At 60.6% G+C, this 16,968-nt stretch carries 12 protein-coding genes; 3 read left to right on the forward strand and 9 right to left on the reverse strand.

Annotated elements, in window-relative coordinates; all coding sequences use genetic code 11:
- Positions 1–22: 22 nt before the first annotated feature.
- The 4 genes from KI797_RS00085 to KI797_RS00100 form a co-directional block, all read right to left on the reverse strand.
- Positions 23–538 carry a potassium-transporting ATPase subunit C gene (locus KI797_RS00085; protein ID WP_005326326.1) on the reverse strand — a complete coding sequence of 172 codons (516 nt, stop codon included), beginning with the start codon at positions 536–538 and terminating at the stop codon, positions 23–25.
- Positions 539–793: 255 nt separating this feature from the next.
- Positions 794–2,857 (reverse strand): potassium-transporting ATPase subunit KdpB, encoded by a 2,064-nt coding sequence (gene kdpB / locus KI797_RS00090; RefSeq protein WP_161506693.1) that lies wholly within the window; start codon positions 2,855–2,857, stop codon positions 794–796.
- A 67-nt stretch (positions 2,858–2,924) separates the two neighbouring features.
- Complete coding sequence (gene kdpA / locus KI797_RS00095) at positions 2,925–4,604, reverse strand: potassium-transporting ATPase subunit KdpA (protein ID WP_226170907.1); 1,680 nt, start codon at positions 4,602–4,604, stop codon at positions 2,925–2,927.
- Between the two features lie 329 nt (positions 4,605–4,933).
- Complete coding sequence (locus KI797_RS00100) at positions 4,934–5,371, reverse strand: winged helix-turn-helix transcriptional regulator (RefSeq protein ID WP_226170909.1); 438 nt, start codon at positions 5,369–5,371, stop codon at positions 4,934–4,936.
- A 109-nt stretch (positions 5,372–5,480) separates the two neighbouring features.
- Here KI797_RS00100 and KI797_RS00105 point away from each other — a divergent pair, with 109 nt between their 5' ends.
- The 3 genes from KI797_RS00105 to KI797_RS00115 are packed head-to-tail and all read left to right on the forward strand — an operon-like array spanning position 5,481 to position 8,287.
- Positions 5,481–6,431, forward strand: a complete 951-nt coding sequence (locus KI797_RS00105; protein WP_226170911.1) for an alpha/beta fold hydrolase — start codon at positions 5,481–5,483, stop codon at positions 6,429–6,431.
- Between the two features lie 11 nt (positions 6,432–6,442).
- Positions 6,443–7,447, forward strand: a complete 1,005-nt coding sequence (locus KI797_RS00110) for an NADP-dependent oxidoreductase (RefSeq protein WP_226170914.1) — start codon at positions 6,443–6,445, stop codon at positions 7,445–7,447.
- A gap of 51 nt (positions 7,448–7,498) precedes the next feature.
- Entirely contained in the window at positions 7,499–8,287 is a 789-nt protein-coding gene (locus KI797_RS00115; protein WP_182787092.1) for an SDR family NAD(P)-dependent oxidoreductase, read from the forward strand.
- Positions 8,288–8,666: 379 nt separating this feature from the next.
- Here the strand turns inward: KI797_RS00115 and gorA are convergent, their stop codons facing one another.
- The 5 genes from gorA to KI797_RS00140 all read right to left on the reverse strand — a co-directional run bounded on the left by gorA (position 8,667) and on the right by KI797_RS00140 (position 16,962).
- Positions 8,667–10,016 carry a glutathione-disulfide reductase gene (gorA, locus tag KI797_RS00120; RefSeq protein ID WP_226170917.1) on the reverse strand — a complete coding sequence of 450 codons (1,350 nt, stop codon included), beginning with the start codon at positions 10,014–10,016 and terminating at the stop codon, positions 8,667–8,669.
- A 76-nt stretch (positions 10,017–10,092) separates the two neighbouring features.
- Positions 10,093–12,051 carry an ATP-binding protein gene (locus KI797_RS00125; protein ID WP_005326340.1) on the reverse strand — a complete coding sequence of 653 codons (1,959 nt, stop codon included), beginning with the start codon at positions 12,049–12,051 and terminating at the stop codon, positions 10,093–10,095.
- Positions 12,052–12,172: 121 nt separating this feature from the next.
- Positions 12,173–15,253 (reverse strand): multidrug efflux RND transporter permease subunit, encoded by a 3,081-nt coding sequence (locus KI797_RS00130; protein WP_005326341.1) that lies wholly within the window; start codon positions 15,251–15,253, stop codon positions 12,173–12,175.
- A gap of 15 nt (positions 15,254–15,268) precedes the next feature.
- Complete coding sequence (locus tag KI797_RS00135; RefSeq protein WP_005326342.1) at positions 15,269–16,375, reverse strand: efflux RND transporter periplasmic adaptor subunit; 1,107 nt, start codon at positions 16,373–16,375, stop codon at positions 15,269–15,271.
- Positions 16,372–16,962, reverse strand: a complete 591-nt coding sequence (locus tag KI797_RS00140; RefSeq protein WP_043132702.1) for a TetR/AcrR family transcriptional regulator — start codon at positions 16,960–16,962, stop codon at positions 16,372–16,374. The genes KI797_RS00135 and KI797_RS00140 overlap by 4 nt, the downstream gene beginning before the upstream one ends.
- Positions 16,963–16,968: the final 6 nt, after the last annotated feature.

Raw genomic sequence — 16,968 nt, forward strand, 5'->3', positions numbered from 1 at the left:
CTCGGGCCAGCCAGGCGCGCCATCATGCGTCCTTGTGCTGATCGAGCAACAGATTCAACTGGAGGATGTTGACCACCTGAGGGCCAAGGATACCAGCTTGTGTCGACGACTTGACCTGCTCCGTCAGGGAAGCGGGATCCAGCCCGCGTTGCTTGGCGACGCGATCCACCTGGGCCAGCACGGCATCCAGGGGCAGGTGGGGATCCAGGCCCGAACCTGAGCGGGTCAGCATGGCGGGGGACTGGTAGTTACCCTGGGCCTTGGCAAATTCGCTGCGCAGGGGGGAGCTCACCCCCAGGTTGCTGGCGCCGCTGCCTATGGTGGTGAAGTCGCTGGCGGAGGGGCGGGAGTGGAAGTACTCCGCCCGCTCGAATTTCTGCGCCAGCAGGGCGCTGCCGACCAGCTGCTGCTTGGCATCGGTCAGCTGGCTGCCGTTGGCCTGCCAGGGGAAAAACAGCTGGGCCAGCCCGGTGACGGCCAGGGGGTAGCCGACACCCAGCAGCAGGGTCAGGGTCAGCAGGGTTCTGATTGCTATCATGATTCTCTCGCTCCAAACAGATTGATGGGGTGCAGGCCAGGCTTGCACCCGTTATGTGGTTACACCAGACCCAGGCCGGTGATGACCAGATCGGTCAACTTGATGCCCATGTATGGGGGCACGATCTGGCTGTGGATACCATCGTGCGGCGTTTTCATCACACCAGCCCCAGGCCGGTGATGACCAGGTCGATCAGCTTGATGCCCATGTATGGGGGCACGATCTGGCTGTGGATACCATCGTGCGGCGTTTTCATCACACCAGACCCAGGCCTGTGATGACCAGGTCGATCAGCTTGATTCCAATGAAAGGCACGATCAGGCCACCGAGCCCATAGATCAGCAGGTTGCGGCGCAGCAGGCTGGCGGCGGAGCCCTTCACGTTGACCCCCCGCAGCGCCAGCGGCACCAGCGCCACTATGATCAGGGCGTTGAAGATGATGGCCGACAGGATGGCGCTCTCTGGACTGCCGAGTTGCATCAGGTTCAGCGCCCCCAGCTGCGGGTAGGCGGCGATGAAGAGGGCCGGCAGTATGGCGAAATACTTGGCCACGTCGTTGGCGATGGAGAAGGTGGTCAGGGCGCCCCGGGTGACCAGCAACTGCTTGCCCACCAGCACCACGTCCAGCAGCTTGGTGGGGTTGGAGTCCAGATCCACCAGGTTGCCCGCCTCCTTGGCGGCCTGGGTGCCTTCGTTCATGGCCAGACCCACGTCCGCCTGGGCCAGTGCCGGTGCGTCGTTGGCACCGTCACCGCACATGGCGACCATGCGGCCATCGGCCTGCTCCTGGCGGATGTAGGCCAGCTTCTTCTCCGGGGTCGCCTCGGCGATGAAGTCATCCACCCCGGCTTCGGCGGCAATGGCGGCGGCGGTCAGCGGGTTGTCCCCGGTGATCATCACTGTGCGGATCCCCATGTGGCGCAGGATCTGGAAGCGGGCCTTGATGCCTGGCTTGATGATGTCCTTGAGGTACACCACCCCCAGCAACTGCTCATGGGTACAGACCAGCAGCGGGGTGCCGCCCTGACGGGCGATGTTGTCGACCGACTTCAGAATGAGCTCGGGCACTCCCTTGCGATCGAGGGAGAGGTAGTTGAGCACCGCATCCACGGCCCCCTTGCGATATTGATGACCGTTGCGATCCAGACCGCTCAGACGGGTCTCGGCGCTGAAGGGGATCACCTTGTCGCTCTCGAGCTGGCTCGGCTTGGCCATGCTCTTGCCGGCCAGGGTCAGGATGGACTTGCCCTCGGGCGTGTTGTCGCCGAGGGAGGCCAGCATGGCGGCCTGGGCCAGCAGGGAGGGATCGACACCGGGGGCCGGGATCAGTTCGTCAGCCATGCGGTTGCCGAAGGTGATGGTGCCTGTCTTGTCGAGCAGCAGGGTGCGCACGTCACCGGCGGCCTCCACGGCACGACCTGACTTGGCGATCACGTTCAGCTTTACCAGCCGGTCCATGCCGGCGATGCCGATGGCGGAGAGCAGGCCCCCTATGGTGGTTGGGATCAGGGTGATGAAGAGGGCCAGCAGGTAGAGGCGCGGTACCTGGGTGCCGTTGTAGTCGAGGAACCAGGGCAGGGTGGCGACCACCAGCAGGAAGATCAGGGTCAGACCCACCAGCAGGGCATCGAGCGCCATCTCGTTGGGCGTCTTCTGGCGCTTGGCCCCCTCGACCAGCGCTATCATTCTGTCGAGCGTGCTCTCCCCGGGATTGTTGGTCACGCGGACCCAGATCTCGTCGGAGACCACAGTGGTGTTGCCGGTCACGCCGCTGCGGTCGGTACCGGACTCGCGGATGACGGGGGCGGATTCCCCCGTGATGGCGGCCTCGTTGACGGAGGCGATACCGGCAACGACCTCACCGTCGGCCGGGATCATCTCGCCGCTGCGCACCAGCACCAGATCCCCTTTTTGCAGGCTGGTGGCCGGGATCCACTCGCCCTGGCCATCTTTCGGATCCCGCACCTTGCGTGCCTGAAGCTGGCTCATGCCCGCCTTCAGGCTGTCGGCCCGCGCCTTGCCGCGGCCTTCTGCCAGGGTCTCGGCGAAGTTGGCAAACCACAGGGTCAGCCACAACCAGGCCGTCAGCTGCCAGGCCAGGCTGGGGGTGACTCCCGACAGGGGTTGACCCAGCAGGGACTCCAGGGTCGCCATCACGGCAGCCAGCCAGAGGGTGAACAGTATGGGGCTGCCAAACAGCGCCCTGGGGTTGAAGCGATAGAAGGCTTCGATCATGGCCTGCACGACTTGTGAGGTCTGTTTCTTGCCCTTGCCCTTCACCTTCTCGGTACGGGCAGGGATGGAGATGGACTTGCTCATTTGAATGCTCCCAGCATCAGATGTTCGACCATTGGCATCGGTAAAGTGACTGACATGAACAGGGTCATCAGAGCGCTCCCAGTATCAGGAGATGCTCGGCGACGGGGCCCAGCGCCAGTACCGGCAGGAAGGAGAGACCGCCTATCAGCAGCACTGTGATGATCAGCAAGGTGATGAACAGCGGACCGCGGATGGGGAAGTCACCCTCGCCGGCATCCTGTTGGGAGGCGCGCGAGAGCTGACCGGCGATGGCCAGTACCGGAATGATGTAGCCGAAGCGACCGAGCAGCATGGCCAGACCGATGGCGACGCACTGCCAGTTGTCTGCGGCGGCGAAGCCCCCGAAGGCCGAGCCGTTGTTGCCGGCGGCCGAGGCGTAGGCATAGATGAGGCGTGACAGACCGTGAGGACCGTCGTGACCCATGATGGTGGTGGCATCCGGCATCAGCAGCGTTACCCCGCCGATCACCAGAACCCCGACCGGCATCACCAGCATGCTGGCGACTACCCATTTCATCTCGGTGATCCCGAGACGCTTGCCGAGATAGGTCGGGGTGCGTCCAACCATCAGGCCGCACAGGAACACGGTCAACAGCACGAATAGCATCATGCCGTAGATACCGGCACCCACGCCGCCGAAGATGACCTCACCGAGCAGCATGTTGATCATGCCGACCATGCCACCCAGCGGGGTGAAGCTGTCGTGCATGGCGTTTACAGAGCCGTTAGAGGCCGATGTGGTCGCCACTTCCCAGATGCTGGAGAGTACAGGGCCGAAACGGCTCTCCTTGCCTTCCCAGTTGCCTGCCTGGGTGGTGAGCTGGGCGAGCGCCGGATCCGGTTGCAGTTCCTGATAGACGGACAGACCGAGCCCCAGCACGAACAGCAGCGTCATGGCGGTGAGGATGGCGCGGCCGTGGCCGGTATCCTTCACGTAACGGCCCAGGGTACAGACCAGGGCGGCGGGAATGGTCAGCAGGGCGACCATCTCCAGCCAGTTGGAGAGGGCGGTCGGGTTCTCGAACGGGTGGGCCGAGTTGACGCCGAAGAAACCGCCGCCGTTGGAGCCGAGTTGCTTGATGGCGATCTGCGAGGCGGCAGGGCCGAGCGGCAACAACTGCTCCTGACCTTCCAGGGCGTGGAACGGCAGATAGGCCGACAGACTCTGGGGAACCCCTTGCGACACCAGCAGCAGCGCCATGAGCAACGCCATGGGCAGCAGCACATAGAGGCAGAAGCGCACCAGATCCTGCCAGAAGTTGCCAAGGTGTATGGTCTGCTGGCGGGAGAGGCCGCGAAACAGTGCGATAGCGACAGTGGCACCGGTGGCGGCCGAGACGAAGTTCTGGGTAGTGAGTCCCACCATCTGGCTGAAGTAGGAGAGGCTGGCCTCACCGGAATAGGCTTGCCAGTTGGTGTTGGTCATGAAGCTGACCGCGGTGTTGAAGGCGAGTTGCCAGTTCAGGCCCGGCAGCTGTTGCGGGTTGAGGGGCAGCAGGCCCTGGGCCATCAGGATCAGGAACAGCAGACCGAATCCGGCGCCGTTGAAGGCCAGCAGGCTGAGGGCGTAGGACTTCCAGTCCTGCTCCCGTCCGTCCGTGCCACAGCAGGCCAGGGTGGCGCGCTCGACCGGCGCGAGCCAGCGGCTCTTGCCCTCGAACACACGATACATATAGCTGCCGAGCAGGGGTGCCGGCAGCAGGACCAGCAGCACGAAGGCCACCGGATAGATTATTTCTTGCCACATGTTCTAGTTCCTCACTCGTGACTACGCGTGAGTGCGCGCATCAGGTAACCCATCAGGGCAAGGACCAGCAGCAGATATAGCCAATTCATAACGACTCCGTTGAGATTATTAGCGCCGAGAGTCGATGCAAATCCATATCGACTCCGTTGGTGTCATTGACGCTGAAAGGGTATGTAAAACGGCCGTAAAGGCGCCATAAAGGGGCATTTGGGGAACGTAAAATCGGCGTAAAGAACGGCGGTTTTGCGAGAGAAATGGCGAGGAGGGATCAAAAAAACCCAGCCTGAGCCGGGTTTGGGTGAAAGACGATGCGAGTGTCAAATCATCGGTCAGTTTTCATCAGGCATCACCACGCGCAGCGGGCGGGTCCCAATCTTTGCCCCGGTCACTTCATCGACCACGATGGCCTTGATTTCTGTGCCGGCCTCCATATCGAAGAAACGGATCATGTTGTCGTCGCCCCGATATTGGCGACCCCACTCACCAATCATGAAGAGTATCGGTAGAAAATCGCGACCGGCAGCGGTCAGCAGATACTCCTCACGGGGTGGATGTTCAGAATACAGCCTTTTTTCCAGCAAACCCTCTTCGGTCAACGTCGCCAGTCTGCGGGTCAACATCGTGGGTGCTATCCCCAGACTTTTCCGGAATTGGTCAAAGCGAGTGAGACCGGCATGGGCATCGCGCAGGATCAATATGCTCCATGCATCACCAGCAATCGCCATGCTGCGCGCGATTGGGCATGGGGTATCGTAACTTTTTTTCATGTTCATACTGTTTTGATAGTGACTTGGTTGTGAATTGATAGTAAGTTGATATCAATTTGATAGTAACACTGCAACCACAAACAATCCACCCAACACGGAGATCTCGGACATGGTTACAAAGAAGATGGGGATCGCCTCGATAACCGGGAGATCTGCCGGTCACCGCCCGGTGACCACACTACGTCAGACAGGGCATATGCATTGGAAAGATGTGCCGACCCGCACCCTTGATGTGAACGGAACATCTTTTGCCTATCGGGCGCTGGGCCCCGACACCGGTGTGCCGGTGATCTTTTTGCACCATCTGATGGCGGTACTCGATGACTGGGATCCCGGTGTTATCGATGGCATCGCGGCGAAACGCCGGGTTATCGCTTTCGATAATCGCGGAGTCGGCGCCTCGGGGGGATCGGTGCCACATACCATTGAGGAGATGGGACGTGATGCCATCGCCTTTATTCGCGCCATGGGATTGTCGCAGGTCGATCTGCTCGGGTTTTCGTTAGGTGGTGGTGTGGCGCAAATGGTGGCTTTGCAGGCGCCGGATCTGGTGCGCCGGATTGTGCTTGCCGGAACCGGGCCGCGGGGAGGTGGCGGTATCGACGAGATCAACAAGATTGCCGCCACCGCCTACCTCAAAGCGGCATTGACGCTGAAGGATCCGCGGCACTTCCTGTTTTTTCCCCGCACCCCGGATGGCAAGCGTGCGGCAAAAGAGTATTTCTCTCGTCTGAAAGCGCGCACGACTGACCGTGACCAGCCCATCTCCCTGCAGGCCAGATATGCCCAGCTCAAGGCGATCCGGAGTGCGGGATTGAGTGCGCCGGATGATCTTTCGGTCATCACGCAACCGGTGTTCGTGGCCAATGGTGACCATGACCTGATGGTCGATAGCCGACTGTCAGCGGACATGGCTCGCCGGCTGCCGAATGCCCGACTGACGATTTACCCCGACTCGGGGCACGGTGGCATTTTTCAGCACTATCGTGCCTTTGTGCCCGAGGTGCTGGCCTTCCTCGCGGATGACGCAGACCTGACCCCGATGCACAGCCAAGGATGAATGACCGAATCATGAAAGCACTCACATTCAAACGTTACGGCAAGTCGCCGGAGATTGGGATCACGGATCTCCCCCGTCCTGCACTGAAGGCGGACGAAATGCTGGTTCAGGTTTATGCCGCCGGCCTGAACCCGATCGACAACATGATTCCGACCGGCATGTTCAAACCGGTGCTTCATTTTCAGCTTCCCGCCACATTGGGCAGCGATCTGGCCGGTGTCGTGACCGAGGTTGGCAGTCAGGTGACCCGTTTCAAGCCGGGCGATGCCGTCTTCGCCAGTATTTTCGATCACGGTAGCGGATCGCTGGCCGAATTTGCGGTGGTGCCTGAGCGCGCTGCGGCGTTGAAACCTGCCAATCTGGACTTCGTGCAAGCTGCCTCGATCCCGATGGTCGGACTCACCTCATGGCAAGCACTGAAGGAGCGCGCCAATCTGCAGGCTGGCCAAAAGGTGTTTATCCCTGCCGGATCCGGTGGCATCGGCACCTTTGCTATCCAGCTTGCCAAGCTGCTGGGGGCCAAGGTGGGCACCACCGTCAGCACCGGTAACATCGAGCTGGTGCGCGAGCTGGGGGCCGATGAGGTGGTCGATTACAAGCAACAGGCATTCGAGCACCAACTGCACGGCTACGACACCGTGCTGGGGACAGTCAGGGAAGATGCGATCGAAAAAGCCATCGATATCCTCAAACCGGGAAGCAAGATTATCTCCCTCACCGGCCCGCTGGATGCTGCCTTCGCGCGTGCCCGGGGGCTGAACGTATTGCTCCGCCTCCTGTTCGGGCTGATGAGCCGAAAAATCAGGTCGCGGGCAAACAAGCGGAACGTCGCCTACTCGTTCCTGTTTGTGCGTCCCGATGGCGACCAACTCACCGAAATCGGCGAACTGCTCGACGCTCAACGCATCAAGCCGGTCATCGACAAGGTATTCCCGTTCGACCAGGCCAAAGAAGCGCTGGAGTATCTTGCCAAGGGCCACGCCAGGGGCAAGGTCGTCGTCAGCATCAAGCCGTGATCACGGCCGCATTGGCTCGTTCACCCACGCCATCCATATCAAGGAAATAACATGACCACACTACCGACAGTCTTTATCACCGGCGCCTCCAGCGGTATCGGTGCCACCTATGCCGAACGTTTTGCTCGCCGTGGCCACGATCTTGTTCTTGTTGCGCGCAACAAGTCGCGCCTGGATGCGCTGGCCATGCGCCTGCGTGAGCAACACCAGATAGCCGTTGAGGTGCTGCAGGCTGACCTGACCAATTCGGCAGAGCTGCCGGCACTGGAAACTCGCCTGCGGCATGACGCACGTATCGGCATCCTCATTAACAATGCCGGTATGCCGCAATCCGGGCATTTTCTGGAGCAATCTCCCGAGGCCATCGAATCCCAGATCGCACTGAACATAACCGCATTGACGCGGCTCGCCGCAGCGATCGCACCGCGCCTTGCGCAATCCGGCACGGGGAGCATCGTCAACATTGGTTCTGTGGTGGGATTTTCGCCCGAGTTCGGTATCTCTCTCTACGGTGCGACCAAAGCCTACGTGCTGTTTTTGTCGCAGGGGCTGGCTCATGAACTGTCACCCAAAGGGGTCTACGTGCAAGCCGTGTTGCCGGCCACAACCCGCACCGAAATCTGGGCGCATGCAGGTGTGGATGTCAACACTCTCCCCGAGGTGATGGAAGTGGGCGAGCTGGTTGATGCCGCATTGGTCGGGTTCGATCGCCGCGAGCTGGTGACGATTCCGCCACTTCATGTCGCCGAACGCTGGACCGCTCTGGATGATGCACGTCAAGGGCTGATGTCGGATCTTCGCCAAGCTCATGCGGCCGAACGATATCAGCCGCAAGCCTGAACACCTCAATCCGCCAGATTGGACTTGGATGCAATGCGAGGAGATCCGCTCGTCATTCCATCCAACCTGACAGCCCACAGTGGAAGAACCGCAGTGTGATGGCGGTACTGATGCGCAGACCGAGGTCGAATCTCGCCGTGTGGTGATAGCGCTGCTACTGGAAGTAGTTGGCGTGTGGTGGCCCACTCTTTCATGCAGTCGGGAGGAGGGAAGGAAAGCGGCACTCAGTTGTCGAAGCCGGCCTGATGGTGATCAGACCGGCTTCGACGTGCTTATCGCCTTATCGCATGGTGACAAATTCTTCCGCGCTGGTGGGATGAGGCGTGGGAACGCAGTTGTTGAAGCTGGCCAGATAGTGACAGGCCAGCTTCAAACGTGCTTATCGCATTGTCACAAACTCTTCCGCACTGGTCGGATGGATAGCAACGCAGTTGTCAAAGTCCGCCTTGGTGGCGCCCATCTTCATGGCGACGCCGAAACCTTGCAGTATCTCGTCCATCGCAAAACCGATGCCGTGCAGGCCGACCACCTTCTCCTCCGGCCCGACACAGACCAGCTTCATCCGGGTGGGCTGGCGATGCTGGGTCAGGGCCGAATACATGGCGGTGAACTGGCTGCGGTAGACCTTCACCTGGCTCTCGCCATATTCGGCGATGGCTTCCGGCTCGGTCAGCCCTATGGTGCCGATGGGCGGGTGGCTGAACACCACGGTCGGTACCAGATCGTAGTTGAGGTGCTCGTTGGGCTTGTTGTTGAACAGCCGCTCGGAGAGGCGACGACCGGCCGCGACGGCCACCGGGGTGAGCTGGATGCGCCCCGTGTTGTCACCCACCGCATAGAGGTTGGCGACGGCGGTGTTCTGGAACTTGTCGGTCGGGATGAAGCCCTGCTCGTCCAGGGTGATGCCGGTGGCGGCCAGATTGAGGTTGTCGGTGGCGGGCATGCGGCCGATGGCCCAGATCAGGCAGTCCACCGTGAGATGGCGGCCATCTTCCAGTTGCAGGGTCAGGCTTTCGTCGGCGTTCTTGACCACGGCCTTGGGCACGGCGTGGGTGTGCAGCCTGGGCCCTTCCTGGGCCATGATCTCCACCAGGGTCTCGTGGATCATGGGATCGAAGTTGCGCAGCGGCGCATGCTTGCGCACCACCAGGTGGGTCTCGGAGCCGAGTGCCTGCATCACGCCGGCGATCTCCACGGCGATATAGCCGGCGCCGACCACGGCGACCCGCTTGGGTTGGGCTTGCAGCTCGAAGAAGCCGTCGGAGTCGATGCCGAATTCAGCACCTGGTATGGTCGGAACCTCGGGGCGGCCGCCGGTGGCGATCAGTATGTGATCGGCGCTGTACTGCTCGCCATCAACCTCGATGGTGTTGCTGCTGACGAAACGGGCAAAGCCCTTGATGACGGTGATCTGGTTCTTGCCCAGCACGTTCTCATAGGACTTGTGGATGCGGCCGATGTAGGCCTGACGGGACTCGACCAGCCTGGCCCAGCTGAAGTGATTGAGGGTGGTATCGAAGCCGTAGTCGGATCCATACCTCAGGGCATCGGCGATCTGGCCGGCATACCACATGGCCTTCTTCGGCACGCAGCCGACGTTGACACAGGTACCCCCCAGCTCTTTGGCTTCAATCAGGGCGACTTTCTTGCCATACATGGCAGCCCGGTTGGCCGAGGCGATGCCGCCGCTGCCGCCGCCGATGGCGATATAGTCAAAATGCTGTGCCATTGCGAGGTTCTCCGCTCGTTAAGAATGCAATCACAGCATGATGGGGACAAAGTGGCCGGCTCACAAGAGCCGACGCTCAGTTCTGCTGGATGGGCAGGCGAATATGGAACTGGGCTCCCTGGCCCGGTTCGCTGGCGCAATGGATGCGGCCACGGAGCAACTGCACCACCAGGTTGTAGATGATGTGGGTGCCGAGCCCGCTGCCCCCCTGGCCCCGCTTGGAAGTGACGAAGGGATCGAAGATGCGCGGCAGTATTTCCGGGGGGATGCCGCGGCCGTTGTCACTGTAATCGATGACCAGCTCGTCACCCTGCTGCTCCACCCTGATGGTGATCTTCTTGGGCCTGTCCCAGCCGTCGAAACCGTGATGGATGGAGTTGAGGATCAGATTGGAATAGATCTGGGTGAAGCTGCCGGGGAAGGAGTAGATGGCCAGCTTGGGATCGCATTGAATGTCGACTTCGCACTGGGCCTTCTTCAGCTTGTAGCCGAGGGAGACCACCACCTGATGCAGATTGTCGGCGAGGCTGAAGTTGTAGCGCGCCTCGGACGACTGATCCACCGCCACCTGCTTGAAGCTGGCGATGAGCTCGGAGGCTCGCCTCAGGTTGCCCTGCAGCAATTGCATCGACTCGTCGAGATTCTGGGTGAACTCGTTGAGATAGGAGCGTGACAACTGCTTGGCTTCGAGGTGCTGCTTGAAGTCGGCCACCTGCTCCTGCAGATAGGAGGAGGCGGTCACGCTGATGCCGATGGGAGTGTTGATCTCGTGGGCCACGCCGGCCACCAGGGAACCGAGGGAGGCCATCTTCTCCGACTCCACCAGGGTCTGCTGCGCCTGTTTCAGGTCGTCATAGGCCTTGCCCAGCTGGTCGTTGGCATCGCTCAGGCTGCGAGTACGCTCCACCACCTTGCCTTCCAGCTGTTCGTTGAACAGGGTGATCTCCCGCTCCACCTTCTTCAGACGGGTGATGTCATAACCGAAACCAATCAGATACTTGAGATTGGGTCCCTCGTAGAAGGGGGCGAAGGTCCACTGCAGGACGAGCTCGTGGCCCTGCTGGTCATGCATGATGATCTCCCTGTCATCGAGAGAGCCCTGGTCCGACAGGATGGCTGCCAGCTCGGCCCTCTGCTCCTGGCTGACGAAGAGATCCAGCCAGTTGTGCTGGAGCAACTCCTCATGATGGTAACCGGTGAGCAGGATGGCGGCCGGGTTGATGCTGGCGATGTTGAGATCCGGTTCCATGCAGCAGATGACCATGTTGGCCGAGTTGATCAGGGTGGCGGAGAAGTCCCGCTCCTGCTGGAGTTGATCCGCCGCCTGATGGCGGGCCGTGAACTCGTCGTTCAGGCGGGTACGCATCTGGTTGAGGGTGGCGGCCAGCGCATCGAACTCGTCCGGATGCTTGCGGGGCAGGGGGCGCCCCTCCAGCGTCAGTTCCACCGCCAGCCGATCCAGGCTCAATTTCTGGGCGTAGCTGACGATGCGGTTGATATGACGGATCACCAGGTAATAGATGATGACCAGGATGCAGAGCGAGACAACCAGGGTCTTGATGGTCTGGCTGACCAGGATCAGCACCGACTTCTCGATCAGTCGCTGGTAGACCTGCTCCAGGGTGGCGGCGACGAACAGCTTGCCGACCACTTCCCCCTGATAGGTGAGGCTGAATTCGCGGGAGATGTCGTATTGCGCCTGCTCCACACCCTGGGTCAGCAGCGGCACTTCCGAGTTGCCCAGCATCTCCTTGACCATGACGAACTGCATATTGGGCAGGTTCATGATGCCTTCGATCTGCACCTTGACCTGCTCCTCATCCAGGTTCCACAGACTGGCGGAGATGGGTTGCAGGAAGGAGGCCTCGATCTGGTCGATGCTGGCCTCGATGACGGTCACGTCCTTGTTGTAGTCCCAGGCGAGCTGCAGCACCGTGATGACCAGCGCCAGCACGGTACTGCAGATCAGAATGTAGGAAAGCAGACGATAAGAGAGTCCGTTAAGGCCGAAGGCCTTGGAGAAGATTCCTGACATGGCATCCTTGCGGTCTGGATTGCGAACGGCTTAGTTTAACTGCTTCATGGACTCATGTCGTGGGTCATGAAATGGATAAAAACAAGGCCCCTTTCGGGGCCTTGTTGGTGTCGGCTGAGGATCAATGACTTCCCTTTGCCTTGGCCGGAATGGACTCGTCGAATTCCGGCAGCGGTTTGTGTTCAGAGGCCAGGAAGGTGTAGATCACCGGCAGCACGAACAGGGTGAACAGGGTGCCGATGGCCAGACCCGCCACGATCACGATGCCGATGCTGAAGCGCTGGGCCGCGCCCGCACCTGCCGCATAGAGCAGCGGGATCAGACCGGCGATCATGGCCGCCGTGGTCATCAGGATGGGACGCAGACGCACCTTGGCGGCCTGCATCACGGCCTGCATCCGGTTCATGCCGTGCAGCAGCTGCTCCTCCTTCGCCACCTCGCAGATCAGAATACCGTGCTTGGTGATTAGACCAACGAGCGTGATGAGGCCCACCTGGGAGTAGATGTTCATGGTGGCCATGCCCCATGCCAGGGCAATCAGCGCCCCGCTGATGGCCAGCGGCACCGACACCATGATGACCAGAGGATCACGTACCGACTCGAACTGGATGGCCAGCACCAGGAAGATGATGGCCAGCGCCAGTGCGAAGGTGGCGTACAGGGCGTTGCCTTCGGTCACGAACTGGCGGGCTTCCCCCATGAAGTCGTAGCGATAGCCTTGCGGCAGCTTCTCTTCGGCGGTGGCCTTGAACCAGTTGATCGCATCCCCCATGGCCACACCCGGTGCCGGTACGGCGCCTATGGTGGCGGAGTTCAGCTGGTTGAAGTGGGGCAGGGCGCGGGGCTCGCCAACCACTTCAATCTTGATCAGACTGCCCAGCGGGATCGACTTGCCGTCGGCGGCGCGCACGTAATAACCCTTGATGGACTCGGGGTTGAGGCGATACTTGCGTTCCACCTGCGGGATCACCTCGTAGGAGCGGCCATCCAGATCGATCCGGTTGACGTAGCCGTCTGCCATCATGGTGCCCATGGTGGTCCCGATGTCCTGCATGGTGATGCCGTAGGCACCCGCCTTGTCCTTGTCGATGCTGATCTTCATGGTGGCCGAGTCGTAGTTCAGATCGAGATCCGAATAGACGAACTGGCCGTTGGCCTGGGTCGCCGCCAGCATCTCACCCGCGATCAGGAACAGGCTTTCGAAGCTGTTCGGGGTGGTGATGACGAACTGGATGGGCAGGCCGCTGGAGGCCCCCGGCAGTTCGGGGAACTGGAAGGTGGTGATGGCCATCCCGGGGATGTCCTTCACCAGACCGGCCACTCGATCCAGCACCTCTTTCTGGCTCGCCTCACGCTGGCTCCAGGGCACCATGGAGGCGATGCCGAAGGCCTGGTTGGCGTTGAACACCCCGGAGAAGACCTGGGAGTAGGCGATTTCTGGCTGGTCATCCAGGACCTTGTTCACGTCCGCCATGGTGTTTTCGATGTAGTCCAGGTTGGCATTGGACGGTGCCGTCCCCAGCACGGCCATGACCCCCTTGTCCTCGGACGGGGCCAGCTCGCTCGGGATGAACTTGAACAGCAGCGGCAGGCTGCCGAACACGATGACGGCGAACAGGATGACCACGATGCGCTTTTGCATCACGGCATGCAGCATGCTGTCGTAGCGGGCCGTCATCCGATCCAGCAGGTGATGTACCGTGCTCTCGAACTTGCTCGGGGTCTCGTTGGCCCTGAGCATCTTGGCGCACATCATGGGTGACAGGGTCAGGGCGATGATGCCGGAGACGAACACCGCCCCCGCCAGGGTCAGCGCGAACTCCTTGAACAGGGAGCCGGTGATGCCCCCCATCAGGGCGATGGGCGCGTACACCGCAGCCAGGGTCACCGTCATGGCGATGACCGGCACGGCGATTTCACGAGTACCTATGATGGCGGCCCGGAACGGCTCTTCCCCCTCCTTGATGTGGCGGTCGACGTTCTCCAGCACCACGATGGCGTCATCCACCACCAGGCCGATGGCGAGCACCATGGCCAGCAGGGTCATCAGGTTGATGGAGAAACCGAACATGTCCATCATCATCACCACGCCGATGAGGCTCAGCGGTATGGTGATGATAGGGATGATGACGGCCCGGAAGGAGCCGAGGAACAGGGTGATCACCACCAGTACGATGGCGGCCGCCTCCAGTATGGTCTTGATGACCTCGTGGATGGACTCGTTGATGGCGATGGTGGAGTCATACAGGATGTTGACCTGCATGGTGCTCGGCATGTTGCTCTTCAGGCTGGGCAGCAGCTCCAGCACATCGTGGGCGATGTTGATGGGGTTGGCGGTCGGCGCGGCATTGATGGCAAGCACCACGGCCTCACGGCCGTTGGCGCTGGCGCGATAGATGTCGTGGCTCTTCTCCAGCGACACTTTGGCGATGTCGGAGAGGCGGATCACCTTGCCATCTCGGGTCGCTACGACCAGGCGCTTGAGTTCATCGGTATTGCTGACCTGGGTCTCGGCATTGCCGTTGAACAGGGTGAAATAGCCGGTGGCCTGACCGGTGGCGGACTGATAGTTGTTGCTGTTGAGCACCGTCATCACGTCGCTGGCGGTCAGATCGAAGGCGGCCATCTTGGCCGGATCCAGCCATACCCGCAGGGCAAACTCGACCCCGCCGTAGAGGTCCACCTTGGACACCCCGCCCACGGTGAACAGCTGGGGCTTGATGACCCGCTCCAGGTAGTCGGTGATCTGGCTGGAGTTCAGCTCAGGGCTGGTGAAGCCCATGTAGAGTACCGCCGTGGTGGAACCCGTGGAGGAGGTGACCGAAGGGTCTTCCGCCTCTTTGGGCAACTGGGATCTCACCGAGTTGACCTTGGCCAGGATGTCGGACAGCGCGGCGTTGGGGTCGGTGTTCAGCTTCATGTAGGCCGTCACCGTGGAGCTGCCCAGCTGGCTGGAGGAGGTCATGAAGTCGATGTTGTCGGCTTGCGCGACCGCCTGCTCCAGCGGCTGGGTGATGAAGCCCTGGATCAGATCCGAGCTGGCGCCATAGTAGCTGGTGTTGACCGTGATGACGGTGTTGATCACCTCGGGGTATTCCCGCACCTGCATCTTGAAGATGGCCTGGAAGCCCAGCAGGGCTATCAGGAAGCTGAGCGAGATCGCCAGCACCGGCCGTTTTATGAATATGTCAGTAAATCGCATCGCAGATCTCCGCGCTTACAGCATCGGGGTTTGTGCCGGAACGGCAAGGGCATCGTTGTCGACCACGTGCACCTTGGTATCGTTGCTCAGGCGAACCTGGCCCGACAGCACGATTTGATCGCCAGCCTTGATGCCGGACAACACATGGACATCATTGCCGCGACGCTCGCCCGCCTTGACTACCACCTGCTTGGCGCGTTTCACGCCGTCTGCCTCATGGATGACATAGACGTTCTCCCCATACAGGGTGAAGGAGATGGCAGACTGCGGGATCACTATCTGGTCTTTCACCGTGGGCAGAATGATGCTGGCACGGGCGAACATGCCGGAGCGCAGTTGGCCGCCGTTGTTCGGGATGTTGGCCTGTACCTGGATCAGGCCGCTCTGGTAGTTGACCGCTGGCTCGATGGCGGTGATCTGACCGTCAAACTGGGTCTGGGGATAGGCATCCACGTTGATCTTGATGGTCTGGCCGAGGGAAATCTTGGAGATGTCGGTCTGGGGCACGGTGAAGCGCAGGCGCATCACGCTGGTGTCTTCCAACCGCACGATCTCGGTGCCGGGTTCCAGATACTGGCCGAGGAAGACGTTGCGCAGACCCACGACGCCACCGAAGGGGGCGCGGACTTCGCGGCGGTTAATGGTGCCCTTCAGGCTCTCGATGTCCGCTTCCAGGGAGCGGTAGCTCGCTTCGGCATCATCCAGTTGATCGCGGGAGATGGAGTTTTTCTGGTACAGGTTCTGATAGCGTTGGAACTTGGCTCGAGCCGCAGGCAGTCTGGCCTGGGAGGAGTTCAGGTTGGCTTTTTCCACGCTGGAATCCAGGCTCAGCAGCAGTTGATCCGCCTTGACCTGTGCCCCGGATTCGAAGCTGATCTTGTCGATGGTGCCTGCCAGCTCACTGGAGAGGGTGACCCCCTGGTTCGGCTCGATGAAGCCGATCGCTTCTATGGTGGGGACCCAGTCTTGCGCCTTGGTCACCATGGCGGTCACCGGGAACTCTGGCTCGGGTCGATTGGCCATGAACTCTGCAATCTTCTTCTGTTTGAACATATTGAAGCCGATGACACTGCCGAACAGGGCGAGTGCTATCAGCAACATGATGGCCATCCACTTTTTCATGAACAGGCTCCTGTGATGGAATGATTAGGGTTTAAAATAGCATTCCAGCTGGCTCGGATGACCGTCTCCAGCTGTTCTTGCGTCAATACAAAATCGTGAACCCGGCGTTGCTGTGCCAGGTTGGCCACGCAATCCAGACTCAATGCCTGTAGCACCAGGACGGGGAGATCAATGAACAATCCCTGCTGGCGTCCCTGCTCGAAGAAGCGCTCAAGTGGCGCCCACGTCGCCATTATGACCGGATCCCGCTCCAATTCAGCCCCCAATGGAGAACTTTCGTACTGCAATTTGCACTTGAGTGCGTTGGGATAGTTGGTGAAGATGGCGTCGATATTGAGCCAGAGGCGTCGATACTGACGATATGACACCTCCTCTATTTGCACCCCCTCCATGATCTGGGGATGACACTTGAGAATGGTGTGCAGGTAGAGTTGGCGGACAAGATCATCCTTGTCGCTGAAGTAGCGATAGATGGTCCCGGCCGCGACCCTGGCTTTCTTGGCAACCATGGCGATGGAGAGGCCGTAGAAGCCCTGCTCGCCGAGGATCTCGTGAGCCGCCTCGAAGATGCGTTCTTTCTTATCCATGGTGAT

Source organism: Aeromonas media, assembly GCF_020423125.1.
Lineage (GTDB): Bacteria > Pseudomonadota > Gammaproteobacteria > Enterobacterales > Aeromonadaceae > Aeromonas > Aeromonas media.